Below are 21,725 nucleotides of genomic sequence, written 5' to 3' on the forward strand. Positions count from 1 at the left end.
TGGCCTCTTGCATTGCAGGTATAGTCTTGCTTTCTTTTGTTATGCGGTTTTGGTGCGGATCAGGTAATCAAACGAGCTCAGCGACGCTTTCGCACCTTCGCCGGTGGCGATGATGATCTGCTTGTACGGCACGGTGGTGCAGTCGCCCGCCGCAAATACCCCTTTCACGCTGGTTTCGCATTTCGCATCAATGATGATCTCGCCCATGCGGTTGCGCTCAATCGCGCCTTCCAGCCAGGTGGTGTTTGGCAGCAGACCAATCTGAACGAAGATCCCCGCCAGCGGTACACTGTGGATATCGCCGCTCACGCGGTCGCGGTATTCCAGGCCGGTCACCTTGCTGCCGTCGCCTTTCACTTCCGTCGTCTGGGCATTCAACACAATGTCGACGTTATTCAGGCTACGCACTTTGTCCTGCAACACCTGGTCCGCTTTCATCTCTGGGGCGAACTCCAGCAGGGTAACGTGTTCAACAATCCCCGCCAGATCGATAGCCGCTTCCACGCCGGAGTTACCGCCGCCGATCACCGCTACGCGTTTGCCTTTGAACAGCGGGCCGTCGCAGTGCGGGCAGTAGGTCACGCCTTTGGTGCGATACTGATCTTCACCCGGCACGTTCATGTTGCGCCATTTCGCGCCGGTGGCAATGATCACGCTGCGCGCTTTCAGCACCGCGCCAGAGGCGGTTTCAATCTGGTGTAAGCCACCTTCTACCGCCGCCGGAACCAGTTTGCTGGCGCTCTGGCTGTCGATGACGTCCACAGCGTAATCGCTGACGTGCGCCTTCAACGCACCGGCCAGCTTCTGACCTTCGGTTTTCGGCACGGAAATGTAGTTTTCGATGTCTACCGTATCGAGCACCTGACCACCGAAACGCTCGCCCATCAGGCCGGTGCGGATCCCTTTACGTGCGGAGTAAACCGCTGCCGCCGCGCCCGCAGGGCCGGAACCGACAATCAGCACATCGTATGCATCGCGTTTGTTCAGCTCTTCCGCCGCGCGTTTTTCTGCGCCGGTATCCACTTTCGCGACGATTTCCGTCAGCGTCATGCGGCCCTGACCAAACTCCTGACCGTTCAGATACACCGCCGGAACGCCCATCACGTTGCGATCGGTGATTTCATTCTGGAACGTGCCGCCGTCAATCGCCGTATGCTTGATGCGCGGGTTCAGAACCGACATCAGGTTGAGCGCCTGCACCACGTCCGGGCAGTTGTGGCAGGAGAGCGAATAATAGGTTTCAAACTCAAAATCACCGTCGATATCGCGGATCTGCTCCAGCAGGGTCTGCGCTTCTTTCGACGGATGACCACCGGTCCACAGCAGCGCCAGCACCAGTGAGGTAAATTCATGTCCCAGCGGAGAGCCGGCAAAACGCGGTCCCTTGTCCGAGCCCGGGTTAGTAATCAGGAAAGAAGGTTTACGAACCGCAAGCGAATTGTCTTCTTTGAAGGTCACTTTTGGCGACAGTTCAGCGATCTCTGCCAGCAGCTCTTTAATTTCTGCCGATTTCGCGCTGTCGTCCAGCGTGGCAATCAGCTCAACGGGTTTGGTCAGTTTCTCAAGGTAGGCCTTGAGCTGGGTTTTCATATTGGTGTCGAGCATGGTTCTTCCCTCTCTTAAGACGTCATCATGCAAGCTGCCTTTGCGGGCGGCCTGAATGCAACTTGCATCATGGTGCTGGAATGAAATGGGCGCGGGTGCGCCCATTGATTGCCGGGGGCACTTCGTTTACCCGGCCTACGATACCGTAGGCCTGTGCAAGCGCAGCGCCGCCAGGCTTTACAGACTTAGATCTTGCCGACCAGGTCTAAAGATGGCGCCAGAGTCGCTTCGCCTTCTTTCCATTTCGCCGGGCACACTTCGCCTGGGTGAGAAGCTACATACTGAGCCGCTTTCACTTTACGCAGCAGGTCAGATGCATCACGGCCGATACCTTCAGCGGTAACTTCGATAGCCTGGATAATACCCTGCGGGTCAACAACGAAGGTTGCACGGTCTGCCAGGCCTTCATCTTCACGCATGTTGTCGAAGTTACGGGTCAGGGCGCCAGTCGGGTCGCCGATCATCGCGTATTTGATTTTCGCGATGGTTTCAGAGCTGCTGTGCCACGCTTTGTGGGTGAAGTGGGTATCGGTAGACACTGAGTAAACGTCTACGCCCAGCTTTTGCAGTTCGTCGTAATGGTCAGCAACGTCGCCCAGTTCAGTCGGGCAAACGAAGGTGAAGTCAGCCGGATAGAAGAAGAAGACGCTCCAGCGACCTTCAGTATCTTTCTCGGTAACTTCAATGAACTCACCGTTTTTGAACGCCTGGTTTTTGAAAGGTTTAATTTTGGTGTTAATCAAGGACATCTGTACTTCCTCCGTGTTTTCGTTGAGATGTAAGGTAACCAACTTTGCTCATCGGGGCTAATGCGTATGCTTTATCAAATCAATCAGCCAAACCTTACAACGGCAACAAGACAGCAAGGTGAACTCTTTACAGGAAAGCCTGAAAGTAAAAAGGCCGCCTCAACGGGCGGCCCTGATACCTGAATTCCCCGCAGGTACATTCAGTGCCAGCCGAAGCTGGCGTTGCGTTGCGCTCTACTTACCTTGTATCAAGGCGGTAACAGCACTCTGATTACACCATCCGTACAGGCATTGAGCAATCCTTTACAGGGGCATTCCTGTCTATGGCTCTGATAGGTTTAACCGAACAGTCATACCGACCTGACTAAATCAAAACGGGTGATGAATAAGAGGCAATATATAAATGTCAATTACCCTTTAATTTATTATCGCTCTGTTCAAAGATAAAATTATCTTAATCACATCTGAAGTTCTATTTCATTAATGCGACAGCGTGATATATTAAGATGACTTAAATATCTTTTTAAGTCGTTAACCAAAAGGATTGTAAATGGTTAGCTTTAATCTATAGTTATCAACAATATGTCATACCCGCACACACGGCACAGTCAGGATGAAACATGGCAAACCTTTACGATCTTAAAAAGTTCGATCTTAACCTGTTAGTTATTTTTGAATGCATTTATCAACATCTTAGCATCAGTAAAGCAGCGGAAATGCTTTATATCACCCCTTCCGCGGTAAGCCAGTCGCTTCAGCGCCTGCGTGGACAACTGAACGATCCGCTGTTTATTCGCTCCGGTAAAGGCATCACCCCGACGACCGTTGGCATCAATCTGCACCAGCATCTTGAGAAAAACCTCAACCAGATAGAGCAGACCATCAACCTGATGCACGATGCCGACATCAAAAAGAAGTTTGTGATTTATTGCTCGCAGATGGTCTCTCCGGGCTACCTTTATGAACCCATCCGGCTGCTGATGTCTCAGGAAAATTACGAGGTAGAACAACGCGATATGCTCGTTTCGGCAGAGTCTGCGGAGGATTTACTGGCCTACCGCAAAGCCGACCTGATCTTTACCGTTTCGCCGGTCAACAGCCGCGCCGTGATGTGCTCTCACTTCGTGACGATTCCGTCTGTGCTGTTTTGTCGCCAGGATCATTCGCGCCTCGACGGCGAGGTCACGCTGGACCAGCTTAAGCAGGAGAAATTTACCTTCTACCAGAGCAACAATCCGGGTATTAAGGAGCTTCAGGGCCGTGCATCGGACATTTATCCTGACAGAAATATCGCCTTTCGCACGGACTCCATGAGCTCGTTTGTCTCTATGGTCAGCATGTCGGACCTGTTAGGGTATATCCCGCTTTCTATTTTTGAAACGTATAAATCATCGCTCGGGTTAAAACGTCTTATCCCTCCGTTTGAATTACCGGATATTCCTATATATATGCTGTACAACCGCTCGTCGCTGAACAGCACCGTTTTTTCAACATTCATTGAAAAAATGCATAAGCTGGCGCATTAACCGTATCAATATAATGAACCACCGCCGCCCGTGAGCAGGCGCACGATATAGCAATGATGACTTGTGAATACAGACAGATAATACGATTATTGGCGTTCAATAATGTAAAAAGTCTTCAATACGCAGGACGCGATTCATCATGTCTCTCTATAAATTACCGCTTCAGGAAAATGTTCTGGAGGCGTCTACAGAACGCATAAACTGGACGCTTCAGAACCTGACGCGGGTCTGCGTCTCTTTTTCTGGCGGAAAAGATTCAACGGTTATGCTCCACCTTGTCGCGCAGCAGGCGCGGCGCTTAAAGCGAAAAATCGACGTGCTTTTTCTGGACTGGGAAGCACAGTTTTCAAGCACCATCGAGCACATCGAAAACATGCGTGTGCTGTATCAGGACGTTATCCATCACTTCTGGTGGGTGGCTCTGCCAATCACCACGCAAAATGCGCTGTCCCAGTTTCAGCCCGAATGGCAGTGCTGGGAGCCGGGCACCCGCTGGGTTCGCCTGCCGCCTGAAGATGCCATTACCGACCCACAGTACTTCGCTTTTTATCAGCAGGGGATGACCTTCGAAGCCTTCGTCCGGGACTTTGCCGAATGGTATGCGCGAAGGCGCCCCGCCGCAGTGATGGTGGGCATCCGCGCCGATGAATCCTACAACCGCTTCCTGGCTATCGCCTCCGCCCGCAAGCAGCGCTTTTCCGATGACAAACCCTGGACAACCGTCGCGCCGGGCGGGCATGCCTGGTATATCTATCCTCTCTACGACTGGAAAACCGCCGACATCTGGACCTGGTTTGCCAAATCCGGCTGCCCCTATAACCCCCTCTACGACCTGATGTACCAGGCCGGCGTGCCGCCGCGCTATATGCGCATCTGTGAACCCTTTGGCCCCGAGCAGCGTCAGGGGTTATGGCTCTACCACGTTGTGGAGCCCGATCGCTGGGCCGCCATGTGCGAACGCGTGAGCGGCGTGCGCAGCGGCGGAATTTACGCCGGGCACGATAACCACTTTTACGGCCACAGGAAGATCCTTAAGCCCGACCACCTGAGCTGGCGCGCATACGCCATGCTGTTGCTCGACAGCATGCCGCAATCGACCGCTGAACATTACCGCAATAAGGTCGCGGTGTACCTGCACTGGTATCAGAAGCGCGGGATGGCGGATATCCCCGAAACGCAGGAGGGCGATATTGGCGCGAAGGATATCCCCTCATGGCGGCGGATATGCAAGGTTCTGCTGAATAACGATTACTGGTGTCGGGCGCTCTCGTTTAGCCCAAACAAACCCAGGCACTATCAGCGCTACAGCGAACGAATGAAATCAAAACGCAAGGAGTGGGGAATTTTATGCAACAACGAATAATCAGCGAGATGGAAGCGTACCTTCAGACGTTAAGCGATGAGAAAAGAATTGACGCTATCAATGCGTTTCGCCAGGCCATGCATCAGCTCAGCCCGTTTCGCGATCAGCCCGTCGACTGCGTGCTGTGGATCAGGCAGGACGACATCAGCGCCAACGACTACAACCCCAATAACGTGGCGCCACCGGAAAAACGGCTGCTCAGCAAATCGCTGGAACTGGACGGCTTTACCCAGCCCATCGTGGTGACCGAAAGCGAGCCGGCGCACTATGAAATAGTCGACGGATTCCATCGCCACGAAATCGGCAAAAGCAGAGCCGCGCTGAAGCGCCAGCTCAGGGGCTATCTGCCCGTCACCTGCCTGCGCAAAGATCGCCAGCAAAAGCTTGACCGGATGGCGGCCACCATTCGCCATAACCGGGCCCGCGGCCGTCACCAGATTAACGCCATGTCCGACATTGTGCGGGAACTGGCCCAGCTAGGCTGGAACGACGAAAAAATCGGTAAGGAGCTGGGGATGGACGGCGACGAGGTGCTGCGCCTGAAGCAGATCAACGGCCTGCTGGAGCTGTTTGCAGACCGTCGCTATTCCGAAGCCTGGACGGTGAAATAGTCAGAGCGTCGCCAGACGCTCCGCCGCCGCCAGCAGCGTCGATTCCTGCTTCGCAAAGCACAGGCGAATCAGCTTGTGCGGGAAGGGATCGGCGCAGAACACCGACAGCGGAATGGCCGCTACGCCCACTTCCTTCGTCAGCCACCGGCAAAAACTGACGTCGTCCAGATCGGATATCGCGCTGTAGTCCGCCAGCAGGAAGTAGGTCCCTTCGCAGGGCAGGATTTCCAGGCGGCTTTTGCCGAGCGCGGCCACGAACAGATCCCGACGCGTGCGGTAAAAATCCGGCAGCTCGCGATAGTGCTGCGGTTCGCTGCGCAGCATGTCCGCCAGCGCCAGCTGGGCGGGCGTGTTGACCGCAAAGGTCAGGTACTGGTGCACCTTACGCAGCTCCGCGCTGATGGCCGCCGGGGCCACGCAGTACCCTACCTTCCAGCCGGTCATATGGTAGGTCTTCCCGAATGACGACACCGCAACCGCACGCTCGCGCAGCTGCGGATGGGCCAGCACGCTGGCGTGCCCTTTCGCCGCAAAGCAGATGTGTTCGTAGACTTCATCGCTCAGGACGTAAATTTCCCGCTCGGCGATGGCCTGCCACAGCGCGGCAAAATCGGCCTGTTGCCACACCGTCGCCGACGGATTGTGCGGGGTGTTCAGGATCACCAGACGGGTTTTATCGCTCAGCAGCGCGGCGAACGCCTGCCAGTCCGGGCGGAAATGCGGCGGCTGGAGCGCCACGCGCTTCACCACGCCACCGGAGAGTTCAACCGCAGGCGCATAGCTGTCGTAGCTAGGGTCAAAGCAGATCACTTCATCCCCAACGCGCACCAGCGCGGTAATGGCCGCATACAGCGCTTCGGTCGCCCCTGCGGTCACCGTGATATCGCTGTTCGCATCGGGCTGATAGCCATACAGCGCCGCCGTTTTGTCGGCAATGGCTTCCCGCAGCGCCTGCACGCCGGTCATCGGCGCATACTGATTCGCCCCCTGCGCCACGTGGTATGCCAGACGCTCCTGCAAATATTTCGGACCGTCAAAATCGGGGAACCCCTGCGAGAGGTTAATGGCGTTGTACTGCTGCGCCAGGGCGCTCATCTGCGTAAAGATGGTGGTACCGAGGTTAGGAAGTTTACTCTGCGGGATCAATGCGTTATTGCTCATGTTGTCGTGCCTGCTTGTAATACTTATGTTGCTGCCACTATAACACGATGTTAATCTTTGGCAATCAAGACGCTTAGACGTCTAAACCATATCAATATTCCTGGCCGAGGGGTAAAAGGAAATGACAGACAACCTGCTGCTCACACACCTGGTCGACGCCTGCCGCTGGATAGGCGCCAAAGGCTGGGCACCCGCCACCGGCGGCAATATGTCGGTGCGTCAGGACGAGCACCTCTGCTGGCTCAGCGAGTCCGGCAAGGACAAAGGCAGCCTGACCACCGACGATTTTCTCCAGGTTGAAATTGCCACCAACCGCGCGCCGTCTGGCCGAAAACCCTCGGCAGAGACCGGTCTGCACACCCTCATCTATCGCCTGTTCCCGGAGGCTAACGCTGTCCTGCACGTTCACACCGTTAATGCCACGGTGCTGTCGCGTCTGGTCAAAGAAGCCGAGCTGAATATCAGCGGTTTCGAGATGCAAAAATCCCTCGCCGGACAGACCACGCATCTGGATACCGTCGCCATCCCGGTGTTTGATAACGACCAGGACATCGACGCCCTCGCCTCGCGCATCGCCCATTACGCCCAGGAGCGTCCGCTTAATTATGGTTTTCTTCTGCGCGGTCATGGCTTAACCTGCTGGGGACGCGACGTGGCCGAAGCCCGCCGTCATCTGGAAGGATTAGAATTCTTATTTGAATGCGAAATGCGTTTACGACAACTGGAGAGAATATGATTCGCGCAATTGTGACGGATATTGAAGGGACCACCAGCGATATCCGTTTTGTCCATGATGTTTTGTTCCCCTACGCGCGTGAGCGGCTGGCGGCCTTCGTGACCGCGCAGCAGTACGCCGAGCCGGTCAAATCGATTCTGGACAACCTGCGCGATGAAATCAGCGATCCGCATGCCGGCGTCAGCGAGCTTATCAACGTGCTGTTTAGCTTTATGGATGAAGACCGCAAATCAACGGCGCTTAAAGCCCTGCAAGGCATCATCTGGCAGGAGGGCTACATCAACGGTGACTTTACCGGCCATCTCTACCCTGACGTTCTGCCCGCGCTGGAAAAATGGAAGGCGCAAGGAATTGATCTCTATGTTTATTCCTCAGGCTCCGTTGCTGCGCAGAAACTGTTATTTGGCTACAGCGACGAAGGTGATATTACTCATCTGTTCAGCGGCTATTTTGATACGCACATCGGCGCCAAGCGCGAAGTGCAGTCTTACCAGAACATAGCGGCGCAAACGGGCATCGCCCCGTCGCAGATCCTGTTCCTGTCGGACATTCATCAGGAGCTGGACGCGGCTGAACAGGCGGGTTTTCGCACCCTGCAACTGATTCGCGGTGAAGATGACGGCGCGAGCCATCACCATCAGATCCACCAGTTTGACGAGATTAATCCGGAGCAGATCCCTTCATGAGCGCATTGACCATTTATTCCGATAAAGACGCAAGTCAACACCAGTGGCACAGCACCGACGCCGCCGAAATCGCTCAACAGCTAAACGCTAAGGGCGTGCGCTTTGAGCGCTGGGCGGCAGACCGTGATTTAGGGCAGGATCCTGCGCCCGAAGCCGTGATCGAAGCGTATCAACATGCGATCGACAAGCTGGTGGCGGAGAAAGGCTACCAGAGCTGGGATGTCATCAGCCTGCGCGCCGACAATCCGCAGAAAGAGGCGCTGCGTGCGAAGTTTCTCAACGAGCACACCCACGGCGAAGACGAAGTGCGCTTCTTCGTGGAAGGTGCCGGGCTGTTCTGCCTGCATATTGGCGATGAGGTGTACCAGGTACTGTGCGAGAAAAACGACCTGATTTCCGTGCCCGCGGGCACGCCGCACTGGTTTGATATGGGCTCAGAGCCGAACTTTACGGCAATCCGTATTTTCGACAATCCGGAGGGATGGGTGGCGCAGTTTACCGGGGATACGATTGCGGATGCGTATCCACGGTTGGTATAGGTATTCGCCTTGCTCCCTCTCCCCGTGGGAGAGGGCCGGGGTGAGGGCATCAGCGTACACCGCCCCTTCACCTGCCTCACCAGTCGAGCGCCTCTTCAGGCAAGCTATTCTCAGGCAAATTTCCCTGCCGCCACCTCATCCGGCGTGACCACGCCCGTGTCCAGCACCCAGCCGCTAATCAGCGAGGCGGGGGTGACGTCGAACGCCGGGTTATATACCGCCGCGTTTTCCGGTGCCCACTGCACCGCGCCAAAGCTTCCGACGACACCCGTCACCTCGCTGGCGGCGCGCTGCTCGATGGGGATCGCATCCCCGTTCGGGCAGGCCGGGTCGAGCGTCGTTTGCGGGGCGGCGACGTAAAACGGAATACCGTGGAACTTCGCCAGCACCGCCAGCGAATAAGTGCCGATTTTATTCGCCACGTCACCGTTAGCGGCGATACGATCGGCCCCCACCCACACGGCGTCCACCTGCCCTTTCGCCATCAGGCTGGCGGCCATGGAGTCGGTAATTAGCTGATACGGCACGCCCAGCTCGCCCAGCTCCCACGCGGTCAGCCTGCCGCCCTGCAACAGCGGACGGGTTTCATCCACCCACACGTTGCTGACTTTACCTTCCTGATGCGCGCGGGCAATCACCCCCAGCGCCGTCCCTACGCCCGCGGTTGCCAGCCCGCCGGTGTTGCAGTGGGTCAGAAGACGGCTACCGGGCTTCACCAGCGCGCTGCCCGCTTTTGCAATTGCGTCGCAGAGCTGCCGGTCTTCGTCAATCAGGCGCAGCGCCTCAGCCACCAGCGCCGGAACGAAATCCTCCTCCCACAGCGCAAGCTTCATGCGGTCGAGGTTGTTCATCAGGTTTACCGCCGTCGGGCGTGCGGCGCGAAGCGTGACCAGCGCCGCCGTCAGCGCGTCGCGGCTTTTGCCGTTTTCCGCCAGCAGCGCCAGCAGCAGGCTTGCAGAGAGACCAATCAGCGGCGCGCCGCGCACCCGCAGAGCGTGAATATGCCCGACCAGCGCCTCCACCGTTGAGGCATCCAGCCAGCGTTTCTCCTGCGGAAGCGCCTGCTGGTCGAGAATAAAGAGCTGATTATCCGCCACCCGCAGGCTGGTCGTCTGTAATGTCTGCATGTCGTTAATTCCCTGTTGCGTTGTTGTAGCACATTGTGTCAGGATGAAATCCAGATGTATAGACGTCTACATGTCTTAATTAGTTAACTCGTGAGGAGCAGGCCATGTCGCAATACCGTACCTTTACCGCTCAGGACGCCGTGGAGTATGCCAGGCAGTTTGGCGGGCTTGACGATCCGTCATCGCTGGTAGAGGCGCAGGAAGTGGGCGACGGCAACCTCAATCTGGTTTTTAAAATTTACGACAGCGCTGGCGTCAGCCGCATAATCGTCAAACAGGCGCTGCCCTACGTGCGCTGCGTCGGGGAATCCTGGCCGCTGACGCTGGATCGCGCCCGCCTCGAGGCGCAAACCCTGGTCGAGCATTACCAGCACAGCCCGCAGCACACCGTAAAAATCCACCACTATGACCCGGAACTGGCGGTGATGGTGATGGAAGATCTCTCCAGCCATCGCATCTGGCGCGGCGAGCTGATCGGCAACATTTACTATCCGCAGGCGGCGCGGCAGCTGGGTGAATACCTCGCTCACACCCTGTTCCACACCAGCGATTTTTACCTGCACCCGCACGAGAAAAAAGCGCAGGTGGCGAAGTTCATCAACCCGGAGATGTGCGAGATCACTGAAGATCTGTTCTTTAACGATCCGTACCAGGTTCATGAGCGCAATAACTACCCTGCCGAGCTGGAAAATGACGTCGCCGCCCTGCGCGACGACGCCCCGTTAAAAATTGCCGTGGCCTCCCTGAAGCACCGCTTTTTCTCGCATGCCGAAGCGCTGCTGCACGGGGATATTCACAGCGGATCGATTTTTGTGGCCGACGGCAGCCTGAAGGCCATCGACGCCGAGTTCGGCTACTTTGGCCCGATAGGCTTTGACGTCGGCACCGCCATCGGCAACCTGCTGCTGAACTTCTGCGGCCTGCCGGGGCATCTGGGCATTCGTGATGCCGCCGCCGCGCGCGAGCAGCGCCTGACCGATATTCAGGAACTGTGGAACAGCTTCGCGGAACGCTTCCAGGCGCTGGCAAACGAGAAAGCGAACGATGCGGCGCTCAGCGCGCCGGGCTATGCCTCCGCGTTCCTGAAAAAGGTCTGGCATGACGCCATCGGCTTCTGCGGCACCGAGCTGATTCGCCGCAGCGTCGGGCTTTCTCACGTCGCGGATATCGACAGCATTCAGGACGAGGCGATGCGCCACGAATGCCTGCGCCACGCCATTACGCTTGGTAAAGCACTGATTCTGATTGCCGACCGCATCGACAGCGCGGAAGCGCTGGTAGCAAGGGTGCGGCAGTACAGTTGAGTGCCGTTTGTTTGCCGGGTAAGGCGCAGCCGCCACCCGGCAAATCTCACCCCAGATACTCAATCACCGACAGCCCGCCGTTATAGTCTGTGCTGTAAATAATCCCCTGCGCGTCCACAAACACGTCACAGGACTGGATCACCTGCGGGCGATTCGGCCGCGTGTCCATCATTCTCTCCGGCGCGGCGGGCACCAGTGCCCCGGTTTCCACTGGCCGATACGGGTTGGAAATGTCATACGCGCGTACCCCCGCGTTCTGATACGTCGCGAAAATCAGCGTTGAGCTGACGAAGCTTCCGGGCCGGTTCTCATGCAGGTTGTGCGGGCCGAAATGCGCCCCTTTTGCCACGTAGTCGGTTTCATTCGGCTGTGGGAAGGTCGAGATGCTTACCGGGTTGGACGGCTCGCGGATATCAAACAGCCAGATCAGCTTCTCGCCGTCCTGCTGGTTATCCAGCACCGCTTCGTCCAGCACCACCAGCAGGGAGCGGTCCGGCAGCGGCAGCGCGGTGTGCGTCCCGCCGCCAAACGGCGGACTCCAGTTGCGGTGGCTAATAAGCTTAGGTTGGGTACGGTCCTTAACGTCCAGCAGCGTTAAGCCGCCGTCGCGCCAGCTGCCGTACGCCGTATCGCCGGCGATAATCGCGTGGTGCAGCGCGTAGCGCTTGCCCTCCGGCCAGTTGGGCTGTTCCCCTGCGGCCTGGTTCATTCCCGGCAGCCACCAGCGCCCCGCCACCTCGGGCTTGCGCGGGTCCGCCAGGTCAATGGTCAGGAAAATGTAGTCGGTAAACCCGTCGATCAGCGCTGACACGTACGCCCAGCGGCCACCCACGTACCAGATGCGGTGAATGCCGATACCGCTCAGCGACAGAAAGCCAATTTCGCGCGGCGCGTCGGGGGTTGAGATATCAAACACCCGCAGCCCGGCGCTCCAGCCTTTATCCTGCACGTCGCTGACGGTCTCCCCCACCTGACGGGTGTAGTAGACCTTCTCGTCGGCAAAGCGGGCATCGGCAAACAGATCCCGGGCGTTGATCACCAGCAGCAGGTCGTCATGCGCCTGGAGGTGCACGTTCCAGGTGCCCGGCGGCGCAGGCACATAGCCCGCGGGTTTAGGATTTTTTGGATCGCGCACGTCCACAATGGAAAAGCCCTGCGACACCATATGGCCAATATACGCAAAGCCGCGATGCACCATCAGCTGCACGCCGTCCGGGCGACCGCCCTGGTCGCTATGGCCGATTAGCCGCATATTGCGGCTGTATTCGGGGGTGGGTAATTGAGACACCTTGAGCTCCTTTAGCCGGGTGGCGGCTGCGCCTTACCCGGCCTACGAAACTGTAGGCCCGGTAAGCGAAGCGCCACCGGGCATTATTTTGACCTGGCTTCCAGCGTCGCAAACCACGGCGCGATAAAATCGTCCGTCTGGCCCCAGCCCGGAATGATTTTGCCCAGCGACGCCACGTTCACCGCCCCCGGCTGCGCGGTCAGCAGCGCCTGCGGGATCGCGGCGGCTTTGAAGTCGTAGGTGGCAGGCATGGCTTCCCCGGCAATCTTGTTGGCGATCAGGCGCACGTTGGTCGCGCCAATCAGCTTTGGATCCACCGCCACGCTCACTGCCCACGGGCTACCCGGCTCGCGCATCAGCTGTAAGTCCTGGTTGGAGATGTCAATGCTGTAGAGCTTGATCTCGGTGCGGCCATTCTCCTTCAGCGCCTTATACGCCCCCTGGCTGAAGGCGTCCCAGGTGCCCCAGATGGCGTCGATTTTCCCTTTCGGGTATTTCGCCAGGATCGCCCCCACCTTGTTGGCGGTATCGCCCTGCACGTCAGAGGAAACGGCGCCGATGGACTCCAGCTCTTTAATCTCCGGATACTGCTTTTGCAGTTCTTTATAGGCTGCCTGACGGCGCTCCATCGGCGGGAAGCCCGCCACCCACAGCTTGACGATGTTGGCCTTGCCGTTGAAATCTTTCGCCAGCTGGCCGAAGGAGAGATTCGTCAGGGAGGCATCGTCCTGCTGGGTAACGGTCACGCCCGGGATCTCGCCGTTAACGGCGGTATCAAATACGGCGACCTTGATCCCGGCATCCACCGCCTTCTTCACCAGCGCGGTGGAGTACGGATCGCGGCCCTGCGACAGGATGATCCCGTCATATTTCTGACTGATGGCCTGGTTAACAAAGTCCTGGAATTTGGCGTCATCCCCGTTGCTCAAAAAGGTGCTGACCTTAAAGCCGAGCTTTTTCCCTTCCTGAATGGCCCCGGCAACAAACTGCGTGGTGTTGTCGTCCGAGCCGAGGTTACGGATCACCGCGATGCGGATCGGGCCGTCATGACTGGCAATGGAAGCCGGAACCGGCACGGGCGTGGCCGCAAATCCCGGCAGAGAAGTGAGTAACCCCAGTGCCACCAAAGAGAGCGCAATCTTTTTCATTTATTATCCCGTTGTGTTGTCAGCGTTTTTGTATGTAGGTAATCGCCAGCGCTACCGCGAGCACCAGCCCTTTTATTATGTCCATGGCGTAATACGGCACGGAGAGCATGACCAGCCCGTTCGACAGTACGCCGAGGATCACCGCTCCCACCAGCGTGCCCAGCGCGTTCGGCTTGCCGGACCCGGCCAGCGAGAAGCCAATCCACGCCGCTGCCACCGCATCCATCAGATAGCCGCCGCCCGCATTGACCTGCGACGATCCGATGCGCGAGGCCAGCAGAATGCCGCCCAGCCCCGCCAGCAGCGAGGCAATCACGTAGGCCGCCACCTTGTAGCGCGTGGTGCGAATGCCCGAGAGGCGCGCCGCTTCCGGGTTGCCGCCAATGGCGTACATCCGGCGTCCATGGGTGGTCAGCGACAGCCCCAGCTGCGCCAGCAACGTCACCGCCAGCATGATGATGACAATGGTCGGCACCTGCCCCAGCAGGCTGAACGCCGCCGGAATGGTCCCTTCCGCCATGTCGCCGCTCGGCAGCACCATGTTCTCGGTAATCGATCCGCCGTAGCTGTAGGTCATCGCAACGCCCTGGATCACAAACAGGCTGGCGAGCGTCGCGAGCATGTCCGGGATGCGCAGGATGACGATCAGAAAAGCGTTAAACAGGCCGACCAGCGTGCAGAGCGCGAGAGTGATCACAATCGACTCGGTAGTGCCGAAGCCGTGCCAGACGAAAAGCGAAATGACCAGCGCGTTCGCCAGCGACGCCGTGGAGCCCACGGAGAGATCGAACCCGCCGACGGTCAGGGAAATCGACACGCCAACGGCAATCACCGTCACGATGGCAATCGAGCGCAGAATATTGATGATGTTGTTCGGGTCGAGAAAGCTGTCCGACGCGAGGCCAAAGACGGCCACCAGCGCGACGACGGTGAGCAACATACCCCATTTATAGAGAAAATCAAAAAGTTGCTGACGGCCAGACGCCGCCGCGGTCACTGAAAGGGCCTTGCTCACGACGCCGTTCCTCCGGTTGAATAATAAAGTAGTGTCTCTTCACGGGCCTCGGCCCCGGCGATTTCCGCCACGATGCGCCCGTCCCACAGCACGCAGATGCGGTCGCACAGCCCCATCAGCTCGGCGAACTCGCCGGAGGCGTAAATCACCCCTTTGCCCTCGCGCGCCAGGCCGTCAATCAGCTGGAACAGATCGGTTTTGGCCTTCACGTCCACGCCTTTGGTCGGCTCGTCGAAAATCAACACGCTGGCGTCATTACGCAACCATTTGCCAATGGCAACCTTCTGCTGGTTACCGCCGGACAGACGGCGCAGCACCTGCCCCGGTCCCCGAGCGCGCACGCCGATGCGGGCAATGACCTCTTCCGCCCAGCGCCACGCCTGACGATGACCAAACAGACTCCAGCGCGAGAAGCTGTTATCGGCGCTCACGGCAAGGTTCATGCTTACCGGCTCGTCGATAAAAATACCCTCCTTGCGCCGCTCCTCCGGCACCAGCGCCAAGCCGTGCAGCACCGAGTCTGCCGGATCGCGCGGTTTCCAGGCCTGATGGTTCAACTCGCCGCGCGCCACGCGGCTTTTGCTGGCGCCAAACAGCGCCTTGCAGAGTTCGGTTTTCCCCGCCCCCGCCAGCCCGGCAATGCCGAGGATTTCGCCTTTGCGCAGGTGCAGGGAGATGTCTTTCAACAGGACATCGTCGTGAAGCCCGTCGACGCGCAGCAGCGTCTCTTCGCCGTGCGGCGGTCGCGCGGGCGGGTAGATATCGCTCAGCTCGTGGCCCAGCATCTTCTCAACAATCTCTTCACCGCTGAGATCGGCCATCGGGCCGGACTCAATCAGCTTGCCGTCGCGCAGCACCGTCAGGGTGTCGCAGATGGCCTTCAGCTCGTGAATACGGTGGGAGATAAACACCACGCCGATGCCCTGCTGTTGGAGACGTCTTACCACCGCAAACAGACGCTCGCTTTCGTGCGCGTCCAGCGGCGCGGTGGGCTCATCAAGAATGAGAAAACGGCAGTGGTGCGACAGCGCTCGCGCCAGCAAAATCTGCTGCTTTTCGGCAAGGGTGCAGCTGTCGATGGAACGGCGAACGTCCAGCGAAACATCCAGCTGCGCCAGCGCCTGCCGCGCCTGCTGGCGAACGGCGCGCCAGCTGTAGCGGTGTCCCGGCTGCGCCAGCTGGTCGAGCATGATGTTTTCGGCAATGCTCAGCCCTGGGATCAGCGCCACGTCCACCTCCTGCTGCACCAGGTGGATACCCAGCCGTTTGGCGTCCAGCGGCTCGCGGATACATACCGGCTGGTTGTTGATGCAGATTTCGCCTTCATAACGATCGTGCGTCCCGCACAGTACCGCCATCAGCGTCGACTTCCCCGCGCCGTTGGCCCCGGTAAGCGCATGCACCGACCCGCCGTTCAGCGTGAAGTCCACGCGCGACAGCGCCTGAAAGCCGGAAAAGGCCAGGCTGATACCGCGCATCTCAAGGCGACTGGAAACCATCCGCGTAAATCCTTCATTACTCTTCTGATTTAGCGAATTTTTCACAGCTCCGGTTGACTGACAACGACGGAAAAGGCATAAGATAAAGCGAAATATTATTAGCCATCCGGATGTCCAGACATAACATCGGGTTAGCGCTTGCTAAAATAAGGACAACTCTATGAGCAACACCGATATTCGCGTCGTGCCCGGCCCGGCGAACTACTTCTCTCATCCGGGAAGCCTTGCGCGCCTGGATGATTTCTTTACCCCGGAACAGCTTTCCCGAGCGGTGTGGATCTACGGCGAGCGGGCGATTGAGGGCGCGCGCTCTTATCTGCCGCAGAGTTTTAACGCGCCGGGGGCAAAACAACTGCTGTTTAAGGGCCATTGCAGCGAGCGTGACGTCACCCGTCTGGTGAACGAAGCGGGAAGCGATGCCAGCGTGGTGATTGGCGTGGGCGGTGGCGCGGTGATGGATACCGTTAAGGCCGTGGCGCGTCGTCTGGGCGTGCCGTTCGTGGGCATTCCCACCATCGCCGCCACCTGCGCGGCGTGGACGCCGCTCTCCGTCTGGTACAACGATACCGGTCAGGCGCTACAGTTTGAGATCTTCGACGACGCTAACTTTCTGGTGCTGGTGGAGCCGCGGATCATTCTGAACGCCCCGGCAGAATATTTGCTGGCGGGCATCGGCGATACGCTGGCGAAGTGGTACGAAGCGGCGGTGCTCGCCCCTCAACCTGAGATCCTGCCGCTCACCGTGCGTCTCGGCCTCAACGGTGCGCTGGCGATCCGCGACGTGCTGCTGGAGCGCAGCGAAGAGGCGCTTGCCGACCAGCAGCGCGGCGAACAAACGCAGGCGTTCCGGGACGTGGTGGATGCCATTATTGCCGGCGGCGGTATGGTTGGCGGTTTGGGGGAGCGCTATACCCGCGTGGCGGCGGCGCACGCGGTGCATAACGGCTTAACCGTGCTGCCGCAGACGGAAAAATACCTGCACGGCACAAAAGTGGCCTACGGCATTCTGGTGCAGAGTGCCCTGCTCGGCCAGGACGACGTGCTGGCGCAGCTGGTGGCGGCGTACCAGCGCTTTAATCTGCCGACCCGGCTTCGCGAGCTTGACGTCGACATCAATAACCGCGACGAGCTGGATAGGGTCATCGCCCACACCCTGCGCCCGGTGGAGTCGATTCACTATCTGCCGGTGACGTTAACGCCTGAGGTTCTGCGCGCCGCGTTTGAGAAGGTGGAATCCTTCAACCGTTAATCGCGCCGACGGGCTATACCTAATGATGATTCTCACCACTCTCGTAACGAGGTCATCATGCAGATCGATTTAACAGGTAAAAAGGCGCTGGTTACCGGCGCCAGTCGTGGGCTGGGCCGGGCGATTGCGCTGTCGCTGGCGCGCGCCGGTGCTGATGTGGTTATCACCTACGAAAAATCCGTCGATAAAGCCCAGGCGGTCGTCGATGAGATTAAGGCGCTGGGGCGGCACGGCGAGGCCATTCAGGCGGACAGCGCCAGCGCGCAGGCGATTCAGGATGCTGTCACGCAGGCGGCGCGCTCCCTTGGCGGACTGGATATTCTGGTCAATAACGCCGGCATTGCGCGCGGCGGCCCGCTGGAGTCCATGACCCTGGCGGACATCGACGCCCTCATCAACGTCAATATCCGCGGCGTGGTGATCGCCATTCAGGAAGCGCTGGTGCACATGTCAGACGGCGGGCGCATTATCAACATCGGCAGCTGTCTGGCGAACCGCGTGGCACAGCCGGGGATTGCGGTCTACTCAATGACCAAATCTGCCCTGAACTCCCTGACCCGCGGACTCGCCCGCGATCTTGGCCCACGCGGCATTACCGTTAACCTGGTCCATCCCGGCCCGACCAACAGCGACATGAACCCGGAAGACGGGGAACAGGCTGACTCACAGCGTCAGCTTATTGCTTTGGGTCATTACGGCCAGCCGGAAGACGTCGCGGCGGCGGTCACCTTCCTCGCCAGCCCGGCAGCCGGGCAAATATCCGGTACCGGTCTGGACGTGGACGGCGGTTTGAACGCCTGATCGCAATTTTCCTGCAAGCCTCTGTCGTCCGGCAGAGGCCTTCTCGAGCGCTCTCGACGGTTCGCATTTTGCCGCTTTCTCACGGTTTTTCTCCGCTCTACAGTACCCCATAAGAAATTCGGAATTTATCTAATAGTCTTATTATTTCCTTGTGTTTTGTGTGGGCGTACAGTGGAGGTACGGATGAAGATTGTGTGGTCAAAGAATGCAAAGAAAGAGCTTTCCAAAATTGATGGCCGATATCAGCGAAGAATCAAAGCAAAACTTGCTGAACTGGACGACCGTTCAGCTCCCCGGCCCGATATCAAAAAAATATCGGCGACAGACAATCATTTCCGGCTACGCGTTGGCGAATACCGCATCCTGATTACACTTCGGGACAATCCCAATACCCATTGTTATGTTTTGGCCGTAAAACGCAGAACATCAACAACTTACCTGCACGAGGAGAAAGCCACCTATGGCTGTTCAGCTAATTAAGGACGATAACGGAAAAACACAGTTCGTGGTCATGCCCTATCACGAATACTTTCGTATGTGCTTACAGATGGCAGAGATCGACGACGAAACCGATGAGGATCTGGAGGATATCGAAGTCGAACACGATTGCTATGATGACGTGGAATTACCCGGAGAAGTATGCGACGTCATGCATAACGAGAACGTCAGCCTACAGGCCGCGTGGCGCATTCTGCGCGGCATGTCCCAGCAGGAGGTCGCTGAGAAACTCGGCATCACCCAGTCCGCCGTGTCACAGCTGGAAGCGCTGGACTCCCGCCCGCAAAAGCGCACCCGCGAAAAGCTGGCGGCAATCTACGGCTGTAAACAGGAGCAGATCAGCCTCTATTTACCGAAAGAGGGTTAACAGCACTTCGCCCCGCCCTTGCCGCCGTAACGGGCATCCTGGCGGTCGCGGAAAAACTCTTCGTACGTCATTGGCGTCTGGTCCGGGTGGTTGACGCGCATATGCTCGACGTAGTTGTCGTAATCCGGCACGCCAATCATCATTTTGGCGGCCTGGCCCAGGTACTTACCTGCTTTGGAGAGGGTGTCGAACATCATTCTGGTCTCACTGGAAATGTAGGCCGGGTAAGCGCTAGCGCCACCCGGCACACGGGTTAATGCGCCCCTTTCGCCTGGGTCACAATCTCGTCCAGGTTTTCAGGCATCGGCTCGTACGGCGTCTCTTTCGCCGTCGGCGTGTCGACCTTCAGCGCCGCCAGCGCGGTTTTCAGAGAATACAACGCCAGCACCACAACCACCACCATAAAGAAGATGGTCAGCCCGGCATCCAGACGGTTGTTGAACACCAGCTGCGACAGCTGGGATTCGGTGTACTGCGCCGGGATCTTACCGCTGTCGATCATCGCCTGGAACTTGTTGGCGATGGCCAGGAAGCCCACCTTGTTGTCCGGGCTGAAGGCTTTTTGCCAGCCCGCCGTCAGGGTACAGATCAGCAGCCACGCGGTTGGCACCAGCGCCACCCATGCGTAACGCTGGCGCTTCATCTTGAACAGCACCACCGCACAGAGCATCAGCGCCATGCCCGCCAGCATCTGGTTGGCGATACCGAACAGCGGCCACAGGGTGTTGATCCCGCCCAGCGGATCGACCACGCCCTGATGCAGGAAGTAGCCCCACGCCAGCACGCACAGCGCCGTCGCCAGCAGGTTAGCCGGGAGCGAATCGGTCCGCTTCAGGTTTGGCGAGATCACCCCCAGCAGATCCTGGAGCATAAAGCGCGCCGCACGCGTACCCGCATCCACCGCCGTCAGAATAAACAGCGCTTCGAACAGAATGGCGAAGTGATACCAGAACGAGACGTCCATCAGCCCGCCCAGCGCGCCGTGCAGGATGTAGGCCATGCCCACCGCCAGCGTCGGCGCCCCGCCCGCGCGGGAGATAATTGACTGCTCGCCCACCTCATTAGCGATATGCGTCAGCGTTTCCGGGGTAATGGCAAAGCCCCAGCCGCTCACCACCTGCGCGGCAGAGGCGACCACGTCAACGGTGCCCGCCGGGGCCAGCACCGCCATCGGGCTGTTCATCGCGAAGTACACGCCCGGATCGATAATGCAGGCGGAGACCAGCGCCATAATCGCCACGAAGGACTCCATCAGCATGCCGCCGTAGCCAATCAGGCAGGCCTGATTTTCGTTGGCCAGCATCTTCGGCGTGGTCCCGGAGGCAATCAGGGCGTGGAAGCCGGACACCGCACCGCAGGCGATGGTGATAAACAGGAACGGGAACAGGTTGCCGGTCCAGACCGGGCCGGTGCCGTCGATGAACTTGGTTAGCGCAGGCATGGTCAGGGTCGGGCGCATAATCAGAATGCCGATGGCCAGCCCGACGATGGTGCCGATTTTCAGGAAGGTTGAGAGGTAATCGCGCGGGGCCAGCAGCAGCCACACCGGCAGCACCGCCGCCACAAAGCCGTAGCCCACCAGCATCCAGGTCAGCTGCACGCCGGTAAAGTCGAAGAACGGTGCCCAGGTCGGGCTTTCCGCCACCCAGCCGCCGGAGATAATCGCAAATACCAGGAACACCAGGCCAATGACAGAGACTTCACCAATGCGCCCGGGGCGCAGGTAGCGAATGTAGATCCCCATGAACAGCGCCAGCGGAATGGTAAAGGCGACGGTGTAGGTGCCCCACGGGCTGTGGGTCAGCGCTTTCACCACGATCATCGCCAGCACCGCGAGGATGATCACCATGATCATAAAGGTCGCCACCAGCGCGATGACCCCGGCGGTCGCGCCCATCTCCTCTTTCACCAGCTCGCCCAGCGAACGACCGTCGCGACGGGTGGAGACGAACAGCACCATAAAGTCCTGCACCGCGCCCGCCAGCACCACCCCCGCGAGGATCCAGATCATCCCCGGCAGATAGCCCATCTGCGCCGCCAGCACCGGCCCCACCAGCGGGCCTGCACCGGCAATCGCCGCGAAATGGTGACCGAACAGCACTTTTTTATCGGTCGGCACGTAGTCCAGACCATCGTTGTGGCGAACGGCAGGCGTCATGCGCGTGCCGTCTACGCCCAGTACCGTCTTTGCGATATAGCGGCCATAAAAACGGTACGCGATGAGATAAATGCAGACGGAGGCGACGACGATCCAGAGCGCATTGATCTGCTCCCCCCGATTGAGGGCGATGTAGCCCAGGGCAAAGGCTCCCACAACGGAGAGCGCCGCCCACGTAAGGTATTTCCCTGAGTTGTTCATAGCTGTTATCCGTTGTTGTGAAACAGTGAGATGTTACATTTTGTTTCTAGAACAACGGATAAAATTTAACAACTTTGAAACGCAATAATGCGTG

At 58.5% G+C, this 21,725-nt stretch carries 21 protein-coding genes; 11 read left to right on the forward strand and 10 right to left on the reverse strand.

All coding sequences use genetic code 11. From position 1 onward, the window contains the following. Window positions 1–39: 39 nt before the first annotated feature. Window positions 40–1,605 carry an alkyl hydroperoxide reductase subunit F gene (gene ahpF, locus IM267_RS09565; RefSeq protein ID WP_107534913.1) on the reverse strand — a complete coding sequence of 522 codons (1,566 nt, stop codon included), beginning with the start codon at window positions 1,603–1,605 and terminating at the stop codon, window positions 40–42. 185 nt (window positions 1,606–1,790) lie between these two features. Beyond that, entirely contained in the window at window positions 1,791–2,354 is a 564-nt protein-coding gene (ahpC, locus tag IM267_RS09570; protein ID WP_008501015.1) for an alkyl hydroperoxide reductase subunit C, read from the reverse strand. A gap of 620 nt (window positions 2,355–2,974) precedes the next feature. On the opposite strand from ahpC, the gene IM267_RS09575 reads away from it, so the two are divergent. The 3 genes from IM267_RS09575 (at window position 2,975) to IM267_RS09585 (ending at window position 5,854) form a co-directional block, all read left to right on the forward strand. Continuing rightward, the gene (locus IM267_RS09575) at window positions 2,975–3,880 is read left to right on the forward strand and encodes a LysR substrate-binding domain-containing protein (protein WP_063866068.1); all 906 of its coding nucleotides are present in this window, start codon (window positions 2,975–2,977) and stop codon (window positions 3,878–3,880) included. A gap of 139 nt (window positions 3,881–4,019) precedes the next feature. Continuing rightward, window positions 4,020–5,243 (forward strand): phosphoadenosine phosphosulfate reductase, encoded by a 1,224-nt coding sequence (locus IM267_RS09580; RefSeq protein WP_193033273.1) that lies wholly within the window; start codon window positions 4,020–4,022, stop codon window positions 5,241–5,243. Next, window positions 5,228–5,854 carry a ParB/RepB/Spo0J family partition protein gene (locus IM267_RS09585; RefSeq protein ID WP_063866066.1) on the forward strand — a complete coding sequence of 209 codons (627 nt, stop codon included), beginning with the start codon at window positions 5,228–5,230 and terminating at the stop codon, window positions 5,852–5,854. Before IM267_RS09580 ends, IM267_RS09585 begins: the two co-directional genes overlap by 16 nt. On the opposite strand, the gene IM267_RS09590 is transcribed toward IM267_RS09585, so the two are convergent. After that, a complete protein-coding gene (locus IM267_RS09590) occupies window positions 5,855–7,015 on the reverse strand; it encodes a pyridoxal phosphate-dependent aminotransferase (RefSeq protein ID WP_193033274.1) in 1,161 nt (386 codons plus the stop codon). A 121-nt stretch (window positions 7,016–7,136) separates the two neighbouring features. Here IM267_RS09590 and IM267_RS09595 point away from each other — a divergent pair, with 121 nt between their 5' ends. The 3 genes from IM267_RS09595 to IM267_RS09605 are packed head-to-tail and all read left to right on the forward strand — an operon-like array spanning window position 7,137 to window position 8,976. Further along, window positions 7,137–7,751 carry a methylthioribulose 1-phosphate dehydratase gene (locus IM267_RS09595; protein ID WP_193033275.1) on the forward strand — a complete coding sequence of 205 codons (615 nt, stop codon included), beginning with the start codon at window positions 7,137–7,139 and terminating at the stop codon, window positions 7,749–7,751. Next, window positions 7,748–8,437, forward strand: a complete 690-nt coding sequence (gene mtnC / locus IM267_RS09600; RefSeq protein WP_063866063.1) for an acireductone synthase — start codon at window positions 7,748–7,750, stop codon at window positions 8,435–8,437. The genes IM267_RS09595 and mtnC overlap by 4 nt, the downstream gene beginning before the upstream one ends. Further along, window positions 8,434–8,976, forward strand: a complete 543-nt coding sequence (locus tag IM267_RS09605) for an acireductone dioxygenase (protein WP_193033276.1) — start codon at window positions 8,434–8,436, stop codon at window positions 8,974–8,976. The genes mtnC and IM267_RS09605 overlap by 4 nt, the downstream gene beginning before the upstream one ends. A 110-nt stretch (window positions 8,977–9,086) precedes the next feature. Here IM267_RS09605 and mtnA read toward each other — a convergent pair whose 3' ends face one another. Further along, window positions 9,087–10,103 carry an S-methyl-5-thioribose-1-phosphate isomerase gene (gene mtnA / locus IM267_RS09610; RefSeq protein ID WP_193033277.1) on the reverse strand — a complete coding sequence of 339 codons (1,017 nt, stop codon included), beginning with the start codon at window positions 10,101–10,103 and terminating at the stop codon, window positions 9,087–9,089. 104 nt (window positions 10,104–10,207) lie between these two features. Here mtnA and mtnK point away from each other — a divergent pair, with 104 nt between their 5' ends. Beyond that, complete coding sequence (mtnK, locus tag IM267_RS09615) at window positions 10,208–11,407, forward strand: S-methyl-5-thioribose kinase (RefSeq protein WP_193033278.1); 1,200 nt, start codon at window positions 10,208–10,210, stop codon at window positions 11,405–11,407. A 46-nt stretch (window positions 11,408–11,453) separates the two neighbouring features. Here mtnK and IM267_RS09620 read toward each other — a convergent pair whose 3' ends face one another. The 4 genes from IM267_RS09620 to IM267_RS09635 all read right to left on the reverse strand — a co-directional run bounded on the left by IM267_RS09620 (window position 11,454) and on the right by IM267_RS09635 (window position 16,357). After that, a complete protein-coding gene (locus tag IM267_RS09620; RefSeq protein ID WP_193033279.1) occupies window positions 11,454–12,695 on the reverse strand; it encodes an LVIVD repeat-containing protein in 1,242 nt (413 codons plus the stop codon). Window positions 12,696–12,778: 83 nt separating this feature from the next. Next, window positions 12,779–13,843: a sugar ABC transporter substrate-binding protein gene (locus IM267_RS09625; protein WP_193033280.1), complete on the reverse strand. Its 1,065-nt coding sequence runs from the start codon at window positions 13,841–13,843 to the stop codon at window positions 12,779–12,781. Window positions 13,844–13,862: 19 nt separating this feature from the next. Beyond that, window positions 13,863–14,858 (reverse strand): ABC transporter permease, encoded by a 996-nt coding sequence (locus IM267_RS09630; protein WP_045261034.1) that lies wholly within the window; start codon window positions 14,856–14,858, stop codon window positions 13,863–13,865. Then, entirely contained in the window at window positions 14,855–16,357 is a 1,503-nt protein-coding gene (locus IM267_RS09635; protein ID WP_193033281.1) for a sugar ABC transporter ATP-binding protein, read from the reverse strand. The genes IM267_RS09630 and IM267_RS09635 overlap by 4 nt, the downstream gene beginning before the upstream one ends. Before the next feature lie 160 nt (window positions 16,358–16,517). On the opposite strand from IM267_RS09635, the gene IM267_RS09640 reads away from it, so the two are divergent. The 4 genes from IM267_RS09640 to IM267_RS09655 all read left to right on the forward strand — a co-directional run bounded on the left by IM267_RS09640 (window position 16,518) and on the right by IM267_RS09655 (window position 19,272). After that, window positions 16,518–17,606, forward strand: a complete 1,089-nt coding sequence (locus IM267_RS09640; RefSeq protein ID WP_193033282.1) for an oxidoreductase — start codon at window positions 16,518–16,520, stop codon at window positions 17,604–17,606. Window positions 17,607–17,663: 57 nt separating this feature from the next. Further along, window positions 17,664–18,407: an SDR family NAD(P)-dependent oxidoreductase gene (locus IM267_RS09645; RefSeq protein ID WP_063866048.1), complete on the forward strand. Its 744-nt coding sequence runs from the start codon at window positions 17,664–17,666 to the stop codon at window positions 18,405–18,407. A gap of 183 nt (window positions 18,408–18,590) precedes the next feature. After that, window positions 18,591–18,887 carry a type II toxin-antitoxin system RelE/ParE family toxin gene (locus tag IM267_RS09650; RefSeq protein ID WP_193033283.1) on the forward strand — a complete coding sequence of 99 codons (297 nt, stop codon included), beginning with the start codon at window positions 18,591–18,593 and terminating at the stop codon, window positions 18,885–18,887. Continuing rightward, entirely contained in the window at window positions 18,868–19,272 is a 405-nt protein-coding gene (locus IM267_RS09655) for a helix-turn-helix domain-containing protein (RefSeq protein ID WP_063866046.1), read from the forward strand. The genes IM267_RS09650 and IM267_RS09655 overlap by 20 nt, the downstream gene beginning before the upstream one ends. On the opposite strand, the gene IM267_RS09660 is transcribed toward IM267_RS09655, so the two are convergent. Together IM267_RS09660 and cstA are read right to left on the reverse strand one after the other, a co-directional pair. Beyond that, window positions 19,269–19,466 (reverse strand): YbdD/YjiX family protein, encoded by a 198-nt coding sequence (locus IM267_RS09660; RefSeq protein ID WP_006809671.1) that lies wholly within the window; start codon window positions 19,464–19,466, stop codon window positions 19,269–19,271. The two genes, IM267_RS09655 and IM267_RS09660, sit on opposite strands and share 4 nt — an antisense overlap. A 59-nt stretch (window positions 19,467–19,525) precedes the next feature. After that, window positions 19,526–21,631, reverse strand: a complete 2,106-nt coding sequence (gene cstA / locus IM267_RS09665; RefSeq protein ID WP_063449408.1) for a pyruvate/proton symporter CstA — start codon at window positions 21,629–21,631, stop codon at window positions 19,526–19,528. Between the last annotated feature and the right edge of the window lie 94 nt (window positions 21,632–21,725).

This window comes from Enterobacter cloacae complex sp. P15RS, assembly GCF_014895905.1.
Taxonomy (GTDB): Bacteria; Pseudomonadota; Gammaproteobacteria; order Enterobacterales; family Enterobacteriaceae; genus Enterobacter; species Enterobacter quasihormaechei.